The organism is Flavobacterium sp. CFS9 (genome assembly GCF_041154745.1).
Taxonomy (GTDB): Bacteria; Bacteroidota; Bacteroidia; order Flavobacteriales; family Flavobacteriaceae; genus Flavobacterium.
On sequence record NZ_AP031573.1, the window covers coordinates 4132803 to 4151280 of the forward strand.

Consider the following 18478-nt stretch of genomic DNA (forward strand, 5'->3'; position numbering starts at 1 on the left):
GTTTTTGTTTTAACACATAGAGACATAGGTTTTTTGGGTGAAAGTGAGAGGACACTTTGAATAAAATATCCCGACGCATCCAGGAGACTATGCGAGGGAAATATATTTCTTTATTTGCACTCTTTTTGAGTATAAAATCTATGTTTCTATGTGTTAGAGTTTTAGCACGCAGATTGGGCAGATCTGAGCAGATTATTTTTTAATTGTTAGAATTTTTATTTAATGTATTTTTCGACATTCGGGATTTTTTCAAGTGCTTTTGTGTTTTCTGCCAGGAGTTTAGATGCGGCTTCGTTTATTTTGCTTGCCGGAAGTGCTTTCCATTTGTTGATGTCCTTTTCGAAGTCGTTTCCAAATAAAACTTTGGACAAATCTCTTATCACACAATAAGCAGCAATCGAATGACCGTTATCGCTATCATAGTTTCCGGTATTGATAAAAAACTGTAAACGTTTCATCAGACCTTCCTGAGAATATAGGGAAACTTCTGTCAGTTTACCTCTGTATTCCAGATCAGCAGAACCAACTCCTTTTAATTTCGGAAATAATTTATAATCGGCAAAGTGTCTTCCTTCGTGACCAATGTAGCTTACTCTAAAGTTCTCCGATTTTAAGTCATAGGCTTTTTTTACGCAAAATAAAGCTTCTTTTGTGGCCCAGCCTGCTGGATAATAGCGCCCCAGAGTTGCATATTCGCTCCAACCCAGAGTTACAAAATCATCCATAAAATAGATTTTGATCGGAGTTTCTTTTCCGTCGTACGTAACTTTGTAGATGGTGTCTTTTTCTGTTTTCCAAACCAGTAAGTCATACAAACCTCCTGTTTTTCCGAATCCGGTAGTGTGATAACCTAAACTGGCGATATATTTTTTTTGATAGACATTGATGCTGTCTTCGTTAAGCGTTAAGTTTTTGGCAGACGGGAAATTCGTTTTAAGAAAATTCGAAACATTTTTCAGGATCAGTGTATCGGTTTTCTTTTCTTTGTTTAGGAAAGAGAAACGCCAGTAATCTCTGTATATCTTTAATAACTGATCTATTTTTGATTTTCGGGTTTCCAGAAAATCACTTTTATCTTCTGCAAACTTAAATCGGTTTTCGAAGTTGGTTTTAAATTTTAAGTCTTTGTCGGCTATTTTTTTGTTGGCATCGATTTCCAATAGAGGTAAAGCTGATTTCGGATTCCCATCTAAAGCCAGCGAGTAGATTTTAGTGTAATCCAGTTTTATACTGTCACTTGGAGTGGTCTGAGCATTTATTTTCGAAAATGAAAAGAAAGTGAAAATGAGTAAAGTGGTAAGTTTTAAAGTTCTCATATAGCAATGTTTGGATTAATGTATTAGCATTTTTTATACTATAGAGACTTTTTTTTTGATTTTGTTACAGTTTAGTTTTAAAAATAATAAACCGGACAGGTTTCTAAAACTTATTCCGGTTTGTTGTTCGTAGCGATAAGAATTAATTATTTTTCGATTATCATGGTCACGCCTTGCCTTTCGGCGGCGCAGATTGAAATTAGGCCGCGTCCGGATCCTTTTTTTAAAATTAAACCGGACAGGTTTTTAAAACCTGTCCGGTTTGTTGTTTACAACGATAGGAATTAATTATTTTTCAATTATCATGGTCACGCCTTGTCCTCCGGCGGCACAGATGGAAATCAGTCCGCGTCCGGATCCTTTTTCGTTTAATAACTTTGCCATAACACCAATGATTCGACCTCCTGTGGCAGCAAAAGGATGTGCTGCTGCGAGACTGCTTCCTTTTACATTCAGTTTTTCGCGATCGATTGCTCCAAGGGTTTTAGGAAGTCCAATTTGAGTACTTAGTTCAGTACTTTCCCAGATTTTAAGAGTCGCTAAAACCTGTGCGGCAAAAGCTTCATGAATTTCATAATAATCAAAATCCTGTAAGCTCAAACCTGCTTTATCCAGCATGCGACTGACAGCAAACAAAGGTGCCAATAGGAGATTCTGCTGATTTTTGACATATTCGATGGCAGCAATTTCAGCAAAGGTGATGTACGCTAAAATTGGCAAACCTTGTTCTTTTGCCCATTCCTCACTGGCTAAAAGTATACAGGAAGCACCATCAGTTAGTGGAGTTGAATTTCCTGCAGTTAAAGTTCCATTGATTTTGTCGAAGGCTGGTTTTAGTTTAGCTAGTTTTTCGAGGGTACTGTCTTTCCTTAAATTATTATCTTTTTCTAGTCCGTTAAAAGGAGTAATCATATCGTCAAAGAAACCCTCATCGTATGCTTTTGCCATATTGAGGTGACTTCTAAGCGCAAAGTTGTCCTGATCTTCGCGGGAGATTTTATAATGTTTGGCAGTAATTTCGGTATGACCTCCCATCGAAAGTCCGGTTTGAACTTCTTCATTCTTAGGAACCAGCGGAGCCAAATCTTTTGGACGGATTTTTAGAAAGGACTTTATTTTTTCAGTAATTGATTTTGCATTTCTGGCATTGAGTAGAATTTTTCGAAGTTTATCACTCACCGCCATTGGAATATCACTTATCGAATCGACACCTCCGGCAATTCCGCACTCAATTTGACCTAGTGCAATTTTGTTGGCAATATAAATGGCACTTTCGATTCCGGTATCACAGGCCTGTTGCAAATCGCAGGCAGGAGTAGCGGGATCGAGTGTGGTTTTCAGTACACATTCTCGCATTAGATTATTGTCGTAAGTATGTTTGATTACGGCCCCTCCGGCAACTTCACCGATTAATTTTCCTTTCAGATTGTATTTGGTTATAAGACCATCGAGAGCGGCGGTCATCATTTGTTGATTTCCAACTTCTGCGTAGGCAGTATTGGCTCTTGCAAACGGAATACGGTTGTATCCCACAATAGCTACTTTTTTGATTGTGTTTGTGTGATTCATAACTCAGGTGGTGTTTTTGTCGTTAAAGATAAGCAGAGTTATTTACTATTGAAGATTTTATGATTCAAAATAATAGGTCTTGGGATGATATTCAACGATTTGATTCTGATTTATATTTATTTAGAATAATTAAAAATAATTTGCAAAACGAAGTTTTAGCCCTTACTTTTGCCAGCGAAATAAAAACCAATAAAAAATAATGAATACGATGAGAATAAAAAGAATTTTACTTTCCTTAATTTTTCTAAACTCATTAGTGATGATGGGTCAGGGATTAGGAAAAGTAACCGGACGAGTTTCTTTAACCGGAAATGTGCCGGCAGAAAATGTTTCAGTTGCGCTTAAAGGAACAAAATATAGTGCTATTACAAATGAACACGGACAGTACGAAATTAGAAATGTTAAGCCGGCAAGTTACACGATTAGCATTAGTGCGGTAGGAATTCGTCCCGTTGAAGATAAAATCACAGTTTCAGCAAAGCAAACCACAATGAAGAATTTCATGCTTTCGGAAAGTCAGGAAGATTTGGATGAAGTTGTGATTACTAAAAACAAATACAAGCAAGACAAGCCTTCTTTGTCCTTACGTCTTCAAACACCTGTGTTGGAAATTCCACAAAATATTCAGATTGTGAGCGGTCAGACATTAAAAGATCAGCAGATTGTGAGTATGAGTGACGGAGTAATCCGAAATGTGAGTGGAGCCGTGCGCTCTGAGCATTGGGGAGATTTGTACACGAATATTAAAATGCGTGGTTCACAAGTTCAGGCGTTCCGTAATGGTTTTAATGTGGTTACTTCTTTCTGGGGACCACTTACGGAAGATATGAGCTTTGTCGATCATATTGAATTTGTAAAAGGACCTGCAGGATTTATGCTTTCCAGCGGTGATCCAAGCGGATTGTACAATGTGGTAACTAAGAAACCAACCGGAATGACTAAGGGGGAAGCTTCTGTAATTGCGGGAAGTTATGATTTTTACAGAGCGAGTATTGATCTTGATGGAAAATTGGACAAAAAAGGAAAGTTATTGTACCGTTTTAATGCTGCGGCTCAAAACAGAGGCTCACACCGTTCATTTGAACACAATAACCGTTATGTAATTGCTCCGGTACTTACGTATCAGGTTGATGATAAAACAAAGATTACGGCGGAGTATAATTTTCAGTATGCCAACATGACTGAAGTAGGTTCATATTATGTATTTGGGCCCAAAGCTGATGGATATGCCACTTTACCGGTTGGATTTACTCTGACTCAGCCTGGTATTCCGGATACTAATATTCAGGATCATAGCGGATACTTTATGTTTGAGCATAAGTTTGATGATAACTGGAAACTGACAGCACAAACTTCTTATTTCAAATACATTCAGCAAGGTTACAGTTCATGGCCAGCCAGCGTTGGCTCCAGTGAAAATACTCTTGGTAAAGGCAACATTATTAGAAATGTGGGTATCTGGGACGCAGAAAGTAACATGTATTTAGGTCAGATATTTGTAAACGGGAAGTTCAATACAGGAGCTGTCACACATAAAATACTAAGTGGTTTAGATTTGGGGAATAAAGATTATATGGCAGATTGGGGACAGTCTCATGATCTTGATACGGCTGCTAATCCATTTAATGTTTACAATCCAAATTATGGTACACCTTCTAATGGTCTTCCGGCTTTCGATCGTGCAACACCGCTTTCTGTCAGAGCAGGAGTTGGAGGCAGATTAGGGCAAAAATACGCTGCAGGTTACATTCAGGATGAGTTAGGGTTCTTTGAAAACAGGTTGAGATTGACTCTTGCGGCACGATACACCTGGATTAGTCAAAACAGCTGGGGGACGGATGAATCTGACAGTCATATTACACCACGTGTAGGAGCCAGTTATTCTGTAACTGATAATTTGGCTGTTTACGGTTTATACGATCAGGCTTTTATACCACAATCGGGAATTATTCAGAATGGAGATAAGGTAAAACCGCTTACAGGAAATAATTTAGAGTTTGGAGTTAAGAAAGATTGGTTTGACGGATCATGGAGTACTACATTATCGGCTTATCGTATCGTAAAACAAAATGAGCTTACTTCTGATCCTAAGAATGGACCAAATGATGTTTATAAAATTGTTTTGGGAGAGAAAAGAGCGCAAGGTATTGAATTTGACGTAAGAGGAAAGTTATTTGACGGACTTAATCTTATTGCTAATTATGCTTTTACAGAATCTGTGGTAACAAGTTCAGTTGTTTCAACTATAACAGTAGGTTCAGTTGTACCGGGTTTTGCTAAACATACTGCAAATGCATGGTTGAACTACAGCATCCAGGACGGAAAATTAAAAGGATTAGGAGCTTCTATAGGAGGAACTTATCTTGCAGGCCGCCAAACAGACAGTTGGAGTGTAGGAGCTATTAGCTTACCAAACTACTTTAAACTGGACGGAGGGTTATCTTATGAAACCGGGAAGTTTAAAGTGACAGCCAACGTATTTAACATTCTGGATAAATACCTGTACAGCGGATCTTACTATGAGTGGCTTTCTGCTTATTACTGGCAAACAGAAGCCCCAAGAAACTTTAGAGTGGGGGTAACTTATAAATTCTGATTTTTTAGGTTCAAAGGTGCTGAGGCAATAAGTTACAGAGGTTTTTAGCTGTAATGTTTTTAGCTGTAATTTTAAATGACAAACCCGACAGGTTTCAAAAACCTGTCGGGTTTATTTCGTTTTATAAAGTTAAAAATAATTTTAACCCGTTATCTGCGTCTAAAAAGTTATCCTTTTTGAATGAGCGGAATTACTTTTGCTCCTATAAATTCAATAGCACTCATGAGTTGTGTATGTGTAAGACCTGCGTTGTCCATTTGAAAGGTAAATCTCGAAATACCTCCAAGTGATTCGCTGTGACGCAAAATTTTATCGGCAATGCGTTCAGGGCCTCCCACAACCAGTACACCTAAATCGTCAATTAACCCGTCAAATTTGGTTTTGGTAACGGGTGGCCACCCGCGTTCCAAGCCTAATTTTGTCCAAAGTTCAGCATAACCGGGATAATACTCTTCAATTGCCTTTTCGGTTGTGCTTGCTACATATCCTGGTGAATGCAGGCCTACTTTAAGTTCTTCGGGTTGGTATCCGGCAGCTTTTCCTGCTTCACGATACAAATCAACTAAAGGACGAAAACGATGAGTCTGACCTCCAATAACTGCGACCATCAAAGGGAGTCCTAAAGATCCGGCCCGAATAAAAGATTCAGGAGTTCCGCCAACACCTAACCAAACAGGCAGCTTTTCCTGTAAAGCTCTCGGATAAACCGGAAGATTGTTTATGGACGGGCGAAATTTTCCCGACCAGGTCACAAATTCATTGTCTCTGATTTGAAGTAAGAGATCTAATTTTTCTTTAAAAAGTTCATCGTAGTCATTCAGATTAAATCCAAAAAGCGGGTAAGCTTCGATGGAAGATCCTCGGCCTACTACAATTTCGGCTCTTCCTTTTGAAATTAAATCAAGAGTTGCAAAGCTTTGATAAACTCGTACCGGATCGGCGGCACTTAGAACCGAAACAGCACTTGACAATCGAATGCGTTTGGTTCGCGCTGCGGCAGCACTTAAAATCACCGCAGTTGCCGAATCTAAAAATTCTTTTTTATGATGTTCACCAATACCAAAAACATCAAGTCCGGCCTGATCTGCCAGCTCGATTCTTTGCAGCAGCTGTTCCATTGCATCAACACTGCTTAAGGTATTGTGGTCTCCGTACATCGCCGAAGCGAAACTGTCAATTCCTATTTCCATTTTTTTTAGCTTTAGGCTTTAAGCTTTAGACGATACGCTATCTTATTAAGCCTACATCCAAATGCTTGTCGCAGTTATCAGTAAATCCGACAGGTTTTTAAAATCTGTAGGATTGGGTTGTTATATGTTTATTTTAGTAAGCTTATTGCCTATAGCCTAGGGCTTATAGCTTAAAGCTTACAGCCAATAATTAATGTGAGAAACCAAAGGAAACACTGATCAGAATAATCACAATAACAATTAAGGTGATGCCTACATACAGATAATCTTTTTCCAGTAAAAACGAAAATAGTGATAGTAAAACCCTTAAAACCGGAGTTAGAAAAAGGAGAATAATTCCAAAGAAGATTAAGGATTCACCATTTCCCTGCATTACACCCTGATAAATTGCCGAAATTACTTCAAAGATATTACGGTCATTTTCATGAAAGACTGAATAATCTTCAATATCTGCGCTGTGATGCAGTAGGTAAACAATTCCGCCAATAAAGGCTACGGATAAAGAAATCCAGACGCCATAACGCAATAAATTTCCGATAATGGTTTGAAAATCTTTTTCTCCAAATTTTTCGTGCTGCATAGTCTTAGATTTTTCCATTTATTCCGTTATAAATCATATTTACTGCTAATACAAAGATGAGACAGGCAAAGAATATTCGCAGTTTCTTAGGATTTGTTTTCACTAAAACTTTTGCTCCTGCCATAGCCCCAAAAAGCACACCAACGACTACAGGCATACAGATTCCCGGTTCGATATATCCTTTCTGAATATAAATGACAGAACTTGCCATTGCGGTAACGCCCATCATAAAGTTACTGGTGGTAGTAGAAACTTTAAAGGGAACCCTCATAATATTGTCCATAGCGATTACTTTAAAAGCACCGGAACCAATTCCTAATAAACCGGACATCATTCCGGCAATTCCCATCATACTGAAACCGCCTATGACATTTTTAGTACCGTAATGAACTACTTTACCGTCGTGTGAGGGATAAGTGCCTTCTAATTTTAGTTTTTTAGCCAGAGAACTGGATTCTAAAACAATATGTTCTTCTTTTTTGCGAAGGGAATTGATAGCTGAAAAAATTAAAGTAAGACCGAATAAAACGGCGATAAACGAAGTAGGGGCGATGGTTGAAAGCAGAGCTCCGCAAACAGCACCTATAGTGGTGGCAATTTCCAGAAAGATACCCATTCGCATGTTGGTGATTCCTTCTCTGACATAAGCTGCGGCCGAACCTGAAGAAGTTGCAATTACGGAAACCAGAGCCGCACCAATTGCATAATGAATGTCAACACCAAGAATGACTGTTAAAAGCGGAATTATGATAATTCCTCCACCTAAACCTGATAATGAGCCAATAAAACCTGCTAAAAAAGCACCAAGAATCATAATCAGGGTAAACGTAAGTACTGTCATTCGAATCGATTTTGTTACCGCTAATTTACGAATTGATATTGGGTGAGGAACTGTTTTATTTCTTAATTAAAAACTAAAATAAAATCACCCTAAAGTGTATAGGAGGAAAAATAATGACAAAGAAATTCTAACTGATTGATTTTTAGGTAATAATCAGAAGTATTGATGATGCGCTAAGAGGGAAGATTTTAATGGTTGTCTTCTATTATTTTCTGCACACTATTGATAAAAGTCTCCGTATCCTTAACATCCTGTTTGATGTATAAATCATATTTGGTTAATTTATACTGATCAATCATGTCTTTTTTTAAATACTTTATGAGAGATTCGAGAGTTCGGGTATCTTCCTCATTTTGCCTTTTTAGTTCCCTTTGTTTGCTTTGCAAGTAATCCAGACTGTTTTTTAATCTCTCGACATTTAACTTTTCCACTCTTTTCCTTCGTTTAAAATTATTTAATAAACGATATCCCGGGAGGTAATTAAGCTCAATATGCCCCAAAAACCATTACCATTTGAGCATAATTCCCCCAGAGTATCGTATTTTCATACATACGTTTAAATTGAGAATTTAGATTTGGGAATTGTTATAAAATTTGTATTGTGATTTATAAAATTTGTATTTGAGATAAGCAGGTTGTTGAAAGCCCAGTGTTTTGGTCCTTTTTGCAGGTAGTTATTTTTTGAGGATTTTTATTTTGAATGCGTTTTATAGAATTTTATTTGGATCGATTGTCTAAAGCGAGATACGTTTTCTCCAAAGAAGAAAGTAATAAGGCAGCTGCGGCACTTGTTAGAACTGAGTAATCAAAAGGCGCTTTTACAGAGACAGAAACGGCCATTGATATCGCAAAAAGCAGCATTAAACCTGCAGTTGCCAAAGCAATGTAGCGGGTTTTATATCCTATGATGAGAAACAAACCAAAGAGAATTTCGAAAAAAGTAGCTAAAGTACCTAAGATTTCGGCTAATGATCTGCCGGCAAAAGCATTTAAGGTTTGAGTATACGTAACAAAATGATCCCAGTTGCCCCATGCCACACCCGGATCTCCCGGAGCACCCCAATAGCCAAAACGATCTGCAACAGCAGAGAGCATAGTAACTCCTAAAACAATTCTTAAAATAAAACCTGCCTGTAGTGTAGACGCTTTTTCCATTTCGATCTTTTTACGTAAAGATAACAAGATATTGGGCAATTTTGCCGGTTAATTTCATGATGATAGTTGGAGAAATATTGTTACGACTCTTTCTTTTGAGTTTTGAGAAGAATATACTGGTTTAAGTTTAAATTATACCGTTTCTAAAATCCTCAAGGCATTTATCTTTGTAGTATATAGTACAACTTAAAATGATAAAGATGAAAGCCATAGGATTTAAAACATCGTTGCCCATTGCTGAAGAAGAGAGCTTTATAGCATTTGAAGCTTCAAAACCTATTCCGGGAGAACGTGATTTGTTAGTAAAAATTAGTGCGGTATCTGTGAATCCTGTCGATTTTAAAATTCGTCAGAATAGTACAAAAGATACCGTTTTAGAAACTCCGAAAATTATAGGCTGGGATGCTGTGGGTATTGTTGAAGCGGTAGGAGAGAAAGTAAGCCTTTTTGAGGTGGGAGATGAAGTTTTCTATGCCGGAGATATTACCAAACCCGGCAGCAATGCCGAATACCAGATTATTGACGAACGAATAGTAGGCAGGAAGCCAAAGACATTATCTATTGAAGAAGCAGCTGTTATACCTCTTACCGGATTAACAGCCTGGGAAATTCTTTTTGACCGCATCCGAATCCATCCTGAAAAAGATAAGGGTAAGTCGATCTTAGTTATTGGAGGGGCAGGAGGAGTCGGTTCGATCGCCATACAACTGGCCAAAAAAGTGGCAGGCCTTACTGTTATTGCAACTGCATCCCGCCCGGAAACGATTGTCTGGTGCAAAGAACAGGGCGCCGATTACGTAGTCGATCATCGAAATTTAATTGCTTCGGTTCAGGAAGCCGGGTTTCAACAGGTTGATTTTATTTTAGATTTTGTAGATACGAATTCCTATTGGGATATTATGGTCGAATTGATTAAACCGCAAGGACATATTGCATCTATTACCGGAAGCAGTGATCCTGTGGCTCTGAACAAACTGAAAAATAAAAGCGCTTCCTTCTCATGGGAGCTTATGTACACACGATCGATGTATGAAACCGATGATATGCAGGAACAGCATGTTATTCTGAACAAACTGGCAGATCTTCTGGATCAGGGTATTCTAAAATCAACGCTAAATCTAACGTTAACAGGTCTAACAGTAGATAATTTTAAAAAAGCGCATGAACTGTTAGAATCAGGGAAGACGATTGGTAAAATTGCTATTAAGTTCTAAAGACAATTGGGGAAGGACTATGAACCTTTTAATATTTTAAAAACATATTCTTTGTAGCTTGCCCCGATAGGAATTTCTATGGAACCAATTTCAACATCATAAGCTGTAAAAGCGGTTATGTTTTTTAAATTAATGATAAAAGAGCGGTGTACCCGAAGAAAGTCTTTTCCCTGAAGTTCCACTTCAATATCGCCGATCTTGTATTTGGCAGTAAGTTTTACACCTTCCTTCTGATGAACCACAATATAGTCTTTCACACTTTCAATAAACAAAACACTGTCCGTATTGATTTTGTGAAACTTAGAACCGCTTCTGATGTAGATAAAACTCTCGAGAGGTGGCGTTATAATTTTAGTATTGCTTGGGCCACTGATGCGTAAATAACGATCGGTGGCTTTAAAAAAGCGATCAAAAGTGATGGGTTTTAGTAAATAGTCTACAATGTCATGTTCGTAGCTTTCCAAAGCATATTCACGATAAGCTGTAGTGAAAATAATAGCCGGAGGATTTTTTAGTGTCTTTAAAAAATCAATTCCGGTGATCTGTGGCATTTTAATGTCCAGAAACATTAGGTCAACAGCCGTAGTTCTTAATACTTCGGCAGCTTTTAAAGCATTCGGACAGGTTCCTACAATCTCAAAATAATCCAGCTTACTGATATGATTTTGCAGCAGGTTTATGGCCAAAGGCTCATCATCGACTAATAGACATCTTATTTTCATTTTTCTAAGCTTGGTTGGAATCGTTTTGCAGCTTAATTTCTAAATGAGCTGTAAAATGAGTATCGTTTTTGGTAACCTCAAAAGTATAATTTTCCGGATAAATTTTGTCCAGCTGCTGTATGATATTGTTCAGTCCTATTTTACCGGTTTCAGATTCAGTTTCACTCTTCCCAATGGTGTTTTTTACCGTAAAGGTAAAGTGATTGTTCTTTAGTTTTAAATCAATAACTATAACCGGGGAATCTGTATCTTCTCCGGCACCATGTTTAAAAGCATTTTCTACTAATGAAAGTAAAATTAAAGGCGCAATAACATCATTATGATCCACATCGGTATTAAAAATGACACTGAGCCTTTCGTCATATCGTAATTTTTCAAGTGAAATATAATTGTTAAGCAATGCAATTTCCTGCGAAACCGGAACATAAGTACCGCTACAGCGATATAAGATACAATCTAATATTTCAGACAAAACTGCAATCGATGGTGAGGTAATGGGTGAATTGACAAGGGAAAGCGAATAAATATTGTTGAGCGTATTGAATAAAAAATGAGGGTTCAACTGGGCTTTTAGCACTTTTAGTTCCGTTTCTGCCTTTTGTTTTTCCAGTAACAATGCTTTTTTCTGAACTAAATACTGGTTTTTAAGTTGTTTTACAAAAACAAAAAATAAAGAAAGAAAAAAGGATTGAATAAAATACGATCGAAACAGCTTTGAAACGTCAGTAAAGATTTCAAAAACAGGCTCCTGCGCAAAAGGAGGAGTGCGTACAATAGGTTCCAGTACATAAATGATCATAGTTCGGTTAATAGCCGAGATAAGATAGCAGCCCACTATAAATTCCAGCCACACCATACTATGATTTTTGGCTGTCATTAAGCGCGGAAGAATGCGATAGGAAATGAAATAAGCAAACAGCATAGAAAAATACAGATCGAATGCAATTCCCAGCATCTCATTTGGAATATTTAACGCAGGGTCATCAAAATTGTTTTTGCCTAGGAACATGATATACAGGCAGAACCAAAACACAATATGTGTTGGAATCCTGTGCGCTGACGAATAGTTGATAAGTTTTTCGAATATTGACATAGTAGACCAAAGTTAGTATTTATTTAGAAAGAGAAAGAGCTTGTCGACAAACAGGTTCAAAAAAGGCATTAACGCATAAAAAGCGAGGATAAACACAGTTAATACTCGTTTTGAAAGGATTTATCGATTTGAAAGAACTGTATGTCATGCGCTTAATTTTTGCATACAATTAAAGAAGAGTTTTGGTGAAAATTATAAACGAAACCAAAAATGAAAAAGCTCATCTTACTCATCATCCTTTCTTTAGGCTTTGAGGCTGTGGCACAGACCAATGAATTTACGCTTAAAGGAAAAGTTATGGATTCAAAAACAAAACAATCTCTACCATACGTGACCGTTATACTGGAATCGGCTGATCAGAAAAAAAGAACAGTTTCTTCTGATGAAAACGGGATTTATGTTTTCAAGAGTCCTCCGGGAAATTATCAGTTGAAAATCGAATTTATGTCTTACAAACCATTCACTGTAAACGCAATTTCACTTCAGAAAGATCTGATTTTAAAAGACGTTTTACTGGAAGAAGAAGTCAATGAACTGAATGAAGTGAATGTGGTAGCTGAAAAATCGGCTGTAGAACTAAAAATGGACAAGAAAGTATTCAACGTTGGAAAAGACATTCTTTCCAAAGGCGGAACAGCCAATGATATTTTGAATAACGTTCCCTCTGTGAATGTGGATATTTCCGGGGCTGTAAGTCTTCGAGGTAATAGCGGTGTTACGGTTTTAATTAATGGAAAACCATCCATGTTAACTGCCAATAACGGTTTGTCTCAAATTTCAGCGGGAAATATTGAAAAGGTAGAAGTCATTACCAATCCTTCAGCGGCTTACGAAGCACAGGGGAGTGCGGGAATTATTAACATCATACTAAAGAAAAACAGTATGCAGGGATTCAATGGTTCACTGCAGGCGGGAATAGGAAATCCGGCAAACCACAGTCTGAATGCCAATGTAAGTTATAAAACCGAAAAAGTGAATCTGTTTTCCAATATAGGATACCGTTACTTTGACGTTTTTGCTTCTAACAGACAGTTTCAGCGCAATACCAGTAACAATGTAGTGACCATGCTGAATCAATACGATGATATCCGAAGAAATAACAACATTTACAATATTTACATAGGAGGAGATTATTACATTAATGCTAAAAATACCTTAACCGGAAGCTATTATCGTGACAGAAACAACAACAATTACAAAACGGCAATTGGGTACGAGTATGCCAATGCCAATAATGCAATTGACAGTATCATCAATCGCTATGAAAATTATAAGGAGCCTAAGTTTTACAATGCCTTAGAGTTAAATTATGTAAAAACATTTGATAAAAAGGACAAAAAATGGACGACCAGTCTGCAATATGATTTTTGGCACGATGATGAGAATCAGTACATCGATCAGCAGAAAACGATGCCCTACGAACCGGAAGTTTCTAATCTGTACAGCCGCGATATTGAAAGCAGTAACGATATCTTTTTGAAGTCTGATTTTGTAAATCCGATAAACGAAAATTCTAAAATAGAGATGGGAATCAGAAGCGATTTACGCGCCATCAGAAGCGATTATTACACGATTTTGGATGAGGCGCTGCAGGATCAGTTTACCAATAAATTGAAATATGACGAAAATCTCTACAGTGGTTACATTCAGTTTGGAAGTAAAATTAAAAGGTTCAGTTATCTGGCAGGTTTGAGAGCGGAATTGTCCGATATAAAAATTGCCGATTCAAAGAATTTGTTCAGCAATACTAAAAATTATATCAACCTGTTTCCAACCGTTCATTTGGTATACAATCTAACCGAAAAAACAGACTTACAGCTGAGTTACAGCAAACGTATCAACCGTCCTAGATTCTGGCAGCTGAATCCTTTTTCGGGGCTTTCAGATTTGCGTAATCTTACTGTAGGAAATCCTGATTTGAACCCGATGTTTACGAATTCTTTTGAATTGACTTTACTGGCCAAACCCGGAAAATTCAGTATTAATCCGTCTGTCTATTATCAGCACACTACCGATTTTTTCGAATATATTCTACAGCGTACCGATGAAAACTATTTCGTGAGAACACCGGTAAATTTGGACACTGAAGACCGTTACGGAGTAGAAGTTTCGTCAACTTACAGCCCAACAAAATGGCTGAGACTGTCTTTGGATTTTAATTATTATAAATTTAAGCAGCAAGGTACTTACCAAGAGGTAGTCTATGATGTGGAAGATGAAACCTGGCTGTCGAGTTTTCGTTCGGTTGTGAAGTTTCCAAAAATCATTTCGGGTGATTTTAGTTTTAAATACCGAGGTAAAAATCAGGGAGTTCAATCGATTACCGAGGCACAATATTCAGCTAATATTGGCGTAAGCAAGGACTTCTTTAACGATAAAATGTCAGTTACTTTAAATGTGAACAATCTTTTCAATTCGCAAATAACCAAACAAACGGTCAGCACACCGCTCTATTATTTAGAATCAGAGTTTCGATCACAGGGAAGATACATCCGATTGACTGTAGTTTACCGTTTCAACCGAAAAAAGAATGAAGCTGACAGACTTCCGGATTCTGAATAGTCTGAAATTTATATTATTTACTCCAATTGATTTTTAACAATCGAGCCAGTTTTTGAAATTATTGATTTCTTTTTTGCTTAGTATAAGCGGTTCTGTATCCGGAACGAAAATTTCAGTAAAATTTCGATTTTCTGGCTCGATTGTTTTAAAATAGGAGAAGTTACGTAACAAACGCGACTCTTAACAGAAGATACTATTGCGTTAAGAAGTCTTTAATTGTCTTCGTATATAATTCCGGTTGTTCTGCAAAAATCTGATGTCCTGCATTTGGAATCAATTTGAACTTGCTATTGCTAAACAAGTCAAGATACTCTTTCGTATAGCCCCAATTAATATTATCGCATTGTCCTTTCATTACCAAAACAGGAATTTTATTGTTTTTCAGTTTTATTCTGGGGTCTTTTAAATCGCCATAACTTACGCTTGTAATTAAATTACAATAACTGCCTGCACCTCCTTCTTCCTTCAGCACATTAGCCGGGTCACAAACAAGACCTTTTGTAAAAACATTAGCCATGCTAGTCAGAAAACCATCAGCTTCTTTATCATCAGCCAGTTTTTTTCCAAAAAATCTTGCCCAAATTCCTATAGAAACATACCTTGGATTAAGAACGATTGGAAGCACTTTTGCATTTGGATTGTCCGGTTCTTTTAAATTCAGGCTGTCGGGTGCTTTAATTTTTTCTAAGTCTTCATTTGCAGGTTTAATAGCACCGGGACAAGTAAAAACAATTCGGTCTATTTTGTCCAGATGGTCCGCGGAATATAATACAGCTAATGCTCCACCCCAGGATTGCCCAACAAGAATTACTTTTTCGGCACCTAATAATTTGATAATTGCTTCAAGGTCGTTTATATGTCGTACAGCAGTATATTCTTTAACTTTTTCAAGTCTTTCCGAAAGTCCGCAGCCTATTTGATCATATAAATACACATCATACCCTGACTCAGAAAGTTTTCCTAATGTTTCAATATTTTTGGTATATACATATCCCCCGGGACCACCGTGCAGGTAAATAACGGGATATGGTTTTTTAACTCCTTTGCCTGCAATGTGTGTGTATGCAATTCTTGAACCAGTAGGTAAATCCCAGTATTGAGTAGTTGTACGAGGTTTAATATAAGGTACATCAGGCGATGTTGGAATACATCCTTTAACTATGAATATTGCGAGGCAGATAAAAATTGCCCATTTTGTAAATTTTAGTATAAATTTTTTCATCCTAATGCTTTTTACTTTTGCTGTTAAGGTCCCCTTACTTTGTGGAAGCGGCAACTTTTACTCCTTAATAATTTGTTTTATCAAGGTGCCAAATATACAAAATGACTGTTCCATTCTACACAGAACCTCAAATTTCTTAAAATCCCTGGTTGGTGCGGTGTTGATTGGATAAAACAGCTGTACTAAACGGAGTTATTTGTTACTGGCAGCGGAGCTTTAAGATCAAAAAGTTTTAAATTTTACAGACTTTATAAATATTCTAAACCTGAAACTTTTTTAGGAATTAAGCCAATTTTTGAAATTATTGATTTCTTTTTTGCTTAGAATTATAGGTTCGGTATCCGGAACGGTAACTTTCAGTAAAATTTCGATTTTCTGACTCGAATGCTTCACGATTTCCTGAACAGAATGACGGCTGATAATATACTTTCTGTTGATTTTAAAGAAAAGTACCGGATCGAGTTTATTGATGAGGTCTTTCAAATTACTATTGTACAGATAACTGCTGCCGGAATTGGTGTAGATAAACAGGTGTTTTCCGGTGGCAAAGAAAAAGGGAATTGAAGTATCATTAACAGAAATGAGCTTGTCTCTGTGGCTCACCAAAAAATGATGCTGAATGTTACTTTGATTCTCAATTTCAACCAAAGACTCGACAACTGAATTGCTGTTAAAGCTTTCTTTTATGTTTTTGTATTTGTGTAAAGCTTCCAGTAATTCCTCTTCCTCATAAGGCTTAAGAAGATAATCGATAGTGAAATGCTTGAAAACTTTTACTGCATAAGAGTCGTAAGCAGTGATAAAAACAACGGGACATGAAACCAGAGCCTGCTCAAAAATGTCAAGACTTTTACCGTCTCCCAAATGAATATCCATAAAAGCCAGATCAACCGTATTCCCTGCAAAAAAAGCAACAGCATCTTTTACAGATTTCAGTACTGTAATTTCTCTGACCGGAAGGATAGTCTGCTCTTCCAAAATGGTTTTGAGATAGGTGGAGGCGAGATGTTCATCTTCAATGATGACTACTTTCATTTCGTTTATTTTTGTGTAAAGTTAAAAAAAAAGCTCCGTTAAAAACGGAGCTAATTCATTTTACAATTCAGGATTGTTTAATCGGGCATCTAAAGGAAATGGCAATGTATATCGCGGATCATTTTCTATTAGCGTATAATTTTCTCCATTGAAAGTATGAATGATTTGTTTTTGAGTTGTTCTACGTAAATCAAACCAACGGTGACCTTCTACAGCAAACTCACGTTGTCTTTCCTGAGCGATAAAATCAAGAAGCTGCGTTTGTGTCATGGTATTAATTGATGCACTTAGCTGATCAAAAGCCACAGTTTTATATCGGTTTTTGATGAAAGCGATTATTGTTGTTCTTGCTGTTGGCAGATCGTTTAATTGTGCCGATGCTTCTGCTTTTGTCAAATACAATTCAGCGGTTCTAAAAGTACATTTTTGAGCGATATCACCACCTTTTCTAAATCTGAATCTGCTTCCGCTTGCCTGATAATACAACGCAAAACGCAAGTCGTTTGTTTTATCATAAATACCTGTTAAAGTTGGCGCAGCATATGATGCTCCTTTCAAAAGATTAATGAAAGGATCTTCAAGTGCTAATATAGATTCCGGTCCGTTGTAAAGATTCGGTAAAGCAGCAGTAGTGTTTAAGTTGATTAAAGCACTTTTGTATGTCATTGCTTTATCTGCAGCAGCAATAGCTTTTGCCCATTCTTTTCTATATAAGAAAATTCGGGATTCCATTGCATATAAAGCAGCTTTAGAAAAACGGTAGTTGATACCCGCTGTCTGAGTGTCTAAATTCAATAATTTGCTAGCCTCTTCATTATCAGATAAAATCTGGTCGTAGATAACAGCAACACTTTGAGGAACGTAAGCCTGTTCTAAATCTATTTTTAAAGCCAACGGAACACCTCTGTCTGTTGCAGCAGTTGCAGCATTGAAAGGTTTACTGAAGATATTTAATAAATCAAAATAAGTTAATGCTCTTAGTGCGTAAGCTTCTCCTATTAGTTGATCTTTCTCTGCAGAAGGCGCTAATTTTGCGCTTGCTTCATTGATGATAACATTGGTATAGAAAATTCTGTTGTACAAAGCAGCATAAGGAAAACTGTTTGTAGTTTTATCAGGATTGGCATCGTTCCAGATATAATGGTCTCTGTAGAAAGTAGCATTATCATTAAATTCATCTAAAACCAATTCGTCTGCTCTAATAGTAGATAATGCTTTATGAATAGCAGTTGTAGAATAACCGGTTGTCATTACTGCTCTATAGTCAGTTAAAGTTTCCGGAATTACTTTGCCTACCGGCTTAACATCAAGATAATGATCACAGCTTACAGTAGTAATGGCTACACCGGCAAAGAATACGTATTTTAGTATATTTTTCATTTT

At 37.1% G+C, this 18478-nt stretch carries 15 protein-coding genes; 3 read left to right on the forward strand and 12 right to left on the reverse strand.

The features are described from left to right. Positions 1-215: 215 nt before the first annotated feature. A complete protein-coding gene (locus ACAM30_RS17390; protein WP_369615838.1) occupies positions 216-1316 on the reverse strand; it encodes a hypothetical protein in 1101 nt (366 codons plus the stop codon). A 288-nt stretch (positions 1317-1604) separates the two neighbouring features. Further along, complete coding sequence (locus ACAM30_RS17395; RefSeq protein ID WP_369615839.1) at positions 1605-2885, reverse strand: acetyl-CoA C-acetyltransferase; 1281 nt, start codon at positions 2883-2885, stop codon at positions 1605-1607. Between the two features lie 208 nt (positions 2886-3093). Here ACAM30_RS17395 and ACAM30_RS17400 point away from each other — a divergent pair, with 208 nt between their 5' ends. Continuing rightward, complete coding sequence (locus tag ACAM30_RS17400) at positions 3094-5481, forward strand: TonB-dependent siderophore receptor (RefSeq protein ID WP_369615840.1); 2388 nt, start codon at positions 3094-3096, stop codon at positions 5479-5481. A 167-nt stretch (positions 5482-5648) separates the two neighbouring features. On the opposite strand, the gene ACAM30_RS17405 is transcribed toward ACAM30_RS17400, so the two are convergent. The 5 genes from ACAM30_RS17405 to ACAM30_RS17425 form a co-directional block, all read right to left on the reverse strand. Beyond that, positions 5649-6671, reverse strand: coding sequence for an LLM class flavin-dependent oxidoreductase (locus ACAM30_RS17405; RefSeq protein ID WP_369615841.1), 1023 nt, complete (start codon positions 6669-6671; stop codon positions 5649-5651). 190 nt (positions 6672-6861) lie between these two features. Further along, a complete protein-coding gene (locus ACAM30_RS17410; protein ID WP_369615842.1) occupies positions 6862-7269 on the reverse strand; it encodes a DUF1634 domain-containing protein in 408 nt (135 codons plus the stop codon). Further along, positions 7256-8092 carry a sulfite exporter TauE/SafE family protein gene (locus tag ACAM30_RS17415; RefSeq protein WP_369615843.1) on the reverse strand — a complete coding sequence of 279 codons (837 nt, stop codon included), beginning with the start codon at positions 8090-8092 and terminating at the stop codon, positions 7256-7258. Before ACAM30_RS17415 ends, ACAM30_RS17410 begins: the two co-directional genes overlap by 14 nt. Before the next feature lie 188 nt (positions 8093-8280). Then, the gene (locus ACAM30_RS17420; RefSeq protein ID WP_369615844.1) at positions 8281-8523 is read right to left on the reverse strand and encodes a hypothetical protein; all 243 of its coding nucleotides are present in this window, start codon (positions 8521-8523) and stop codon (positions 8281-8283) included. A gap of 286 nt (positions 8524-8809) precedes the next feature. Continuing rightward, complete coding sequence (locus tag ACAM30_RS17425) at positions 8810-9247, reverse strand: DoxX family protein (RefSeq protein WP_369615845.1); 438 nt, start codon at positions 9245-9247, stop codon at positions 8810-8812. A 200-nt stretch (positions 9248-9447) separates the two neighbouring features. Between ACAM30_RS17425 and ACAM30_RS17430 the strand changes: the two genes are divergently transcribed. After that, complete coding sequence (locus tag ACAM30_RS17430) at positions 9448-10461, forward strand: zinc-binding alcohol dehydrogenase family protein (protein WP_369615846.1); 1014 nt, start codon at positions 9448-9450, stop codon at positions 10459-10461. A gap of 17 nt (positions 10462-10478) precedes the next feature. Here the strand turns inward: ACAM30_RS17430 and ACAM30_RS17435 are convergent, their stop codons facing one another. Both ACAM30_RS17435 and ACAM30_RS17440 read right to left on the reverse strand, forming a co-directional pair. Continuing rightward, on the reverse strand, positions 10479-11183 hold the full coding sequence (locus ACAM30_RS17435; protein WP_369615847.1) for a LytR/AlgR family response regulator transcription factor: 705 nt from the start codon (positions 11181-11183) through the stop codon (positions 10479-10481). A 4-nt stretch (positions 11184-11187) separates the two neighbouring features. Beyond that, a complete protein-coding gene (locus ACAM30_RS17440; protein ID WP_369615848.1) occupies positions 11188-12276 on the reverse strand; it encodes a sensor histidine kinase in 1089 nt (362 codons plus the stop codon). Between the two features lie 210 nt (positions 12277-12486). Between ACAM30_RS17440 and ACAM30_RS17445 the strand changes: the two genes are divergently transcribed. Beyond that, on the forward strand, positions 12487-14838 hold the full coding sequence (locus tag ACAM30_RS17445) for a TonB-dependent receptor (RefSeq protein ID WP_369615849.1): 2352 nt from the start codon (positions 12487-12489) through the stop codon (positions 14836-14838). A 193-nt stretch (positions 14839-15031) separates the two neighbouring features. On the opposite strand, the gene ACAM30_RS17450 is transcribed toward ACAM30_RS17445, so the two are convergent. From ACAM30_RS17450 to ACAM30_RS17460, 3 genes are all read right to left on the reverse strand, one after another. After that, positions 15032-16060 (reverse strand): alpha/beta hydrolase, encoded by a 1029-nt coding sequence (locus ACAM30_RS17450; protein ID WP_369615850.1) that lies wholly within the window; start codon positions 16058-16060, stop codon positions 15032-15034. 276 nt (positions 16061-16336) lie between these two features. Then, positions 16337-17095: a LytR/AlgR family response regulator transcription factor gene (locus tag ACAM30_RS17455; protein ID WP_369615851.1), complete on the reverse strand. Its 759-nt coding sequence runs from the start codon at positions 17093-17095 to the stop codon at positions 16337-16339. 60 nt (positions 17096-17155) lie between these two features. Continuing rightward, entirely contained in the window at positions 17156-18475 is a 1320-nt protein-coding gene (locus ACAM30_RS17460) for a RagB/SusD family nutrient uptake outer membrane protein (RefSeq protein ID WP_369615852.1), read from the reverse strand. Positions 18476-18478: the final 3 nt, after the last annotated feature.

What these genes read in the sequence shown, in the direction of transcription:
- ACAM30_RS17390 (WP_369615838.1), bottom strand. Translation starts at nt 1,316, where the DNA reads ATGAGAACTTTAAAACTTACCACTTTACTCATTTTCACTTTCTTTTCA.
- ACAM30_RS17395 (WP_369615839.1), bottom strand. Translation starts at nt 2,885, where the DNA reads ATGAATCACACAAACACAATCAAAAAAGTAGCTATTGTGGGATACAAC.
- ACAM30_RS17400 (WP_369615840.1), top strand. Translation starts at nt 3,094, where the DNA reads ATGAGAATAAAAAGAATTTTACTTTCCTTAATTTTTCTAAACTCATTA.
- ACAM30_RS17405 (WP_369615841.1), bottom strand. Translation starts at nt 6,671, where the DNA reads ATGGAAATAGGAATTGACAGTTTCGCTTCGGCGATGTACGGAGACCAC.
- ACAM30_RS17410 (WP_369615842.1), bottom strand. Translation starts at nt 7,269, where the DNA reads ATGGAAAAATCTAAGACTATGCAGCACGAAAAATTTGGAGAAAAAGAT.
- ACAM30_RS17415 (WP_369615843.1), bottom strand. Translation starts at nt 8,092, where the DNA reads ATGACAGTACTTACGTTTACCCTGATTATGATTCTTGGTGCTTTTTTA.
- ACAM30_RS17425 (WP_369615845.1), bottom strand. Translation starts at nt 9,247, where the DNA reads ATGGAAAAAGCGTCTACACTACAGGCAGGTTTTATTTTAAGAATTGTT.
- ACAM30_RS17430 (WP_369615846.1), top strand. Translation starts at nt 9,448, where the DNA reads ATGAAAGCCATAGGATTTAAAACATCGTTGCCCATTGCTGAAGAAGAG.
- ACAM30_RS17435 (WP_369615847.1), bottom strand. Translation starts at nt 11,183, where the DNA reads ATGAAAATAAGATGTCTATTAGTCGATGATGAGCCTTTGGCCATAAAC.
- ACAM30_RS17440 (WP_369615848.1), bottom strand. Translation starts at nt 12,276, where the DNA reads ATGTCAATATTCGAAAAACTTATCAACTATTCGTCAGCGCACAGGATT.
- ACAM30_RS17445 (WP_369615849.1), top strand. Translation starts at nt 12,487, where the DNA reads ATGAAAAAGCTCATCTTACTCATCATCCTTTCTTTAGGCTTTGAGGCT.
- ACAM30_RS17450 (WP_369615850.1), bottom strand. Translation starts at nt 16,060, where the DNA reads ATGAAAAAATTTATACTAAAATTTACAAAATGGGCAATTTTTATCTGC.
- ACAM30_RS17455 (WP_369615851.1), bottom strand. Translation starts at nt 17,095, where the DNA reads ATGAAAGTAGTCATCATTGAAGATGAACATCTCGCCTCCACCTATCTC.
- ACAM30_RS17460 (WP_369615852.1), bottom strand. Translation starts at nt 18,475, where the DNA reads ATGAAAAATATACTAAAATACGTATTCTTTGCCGGTGTAGCCATTACT.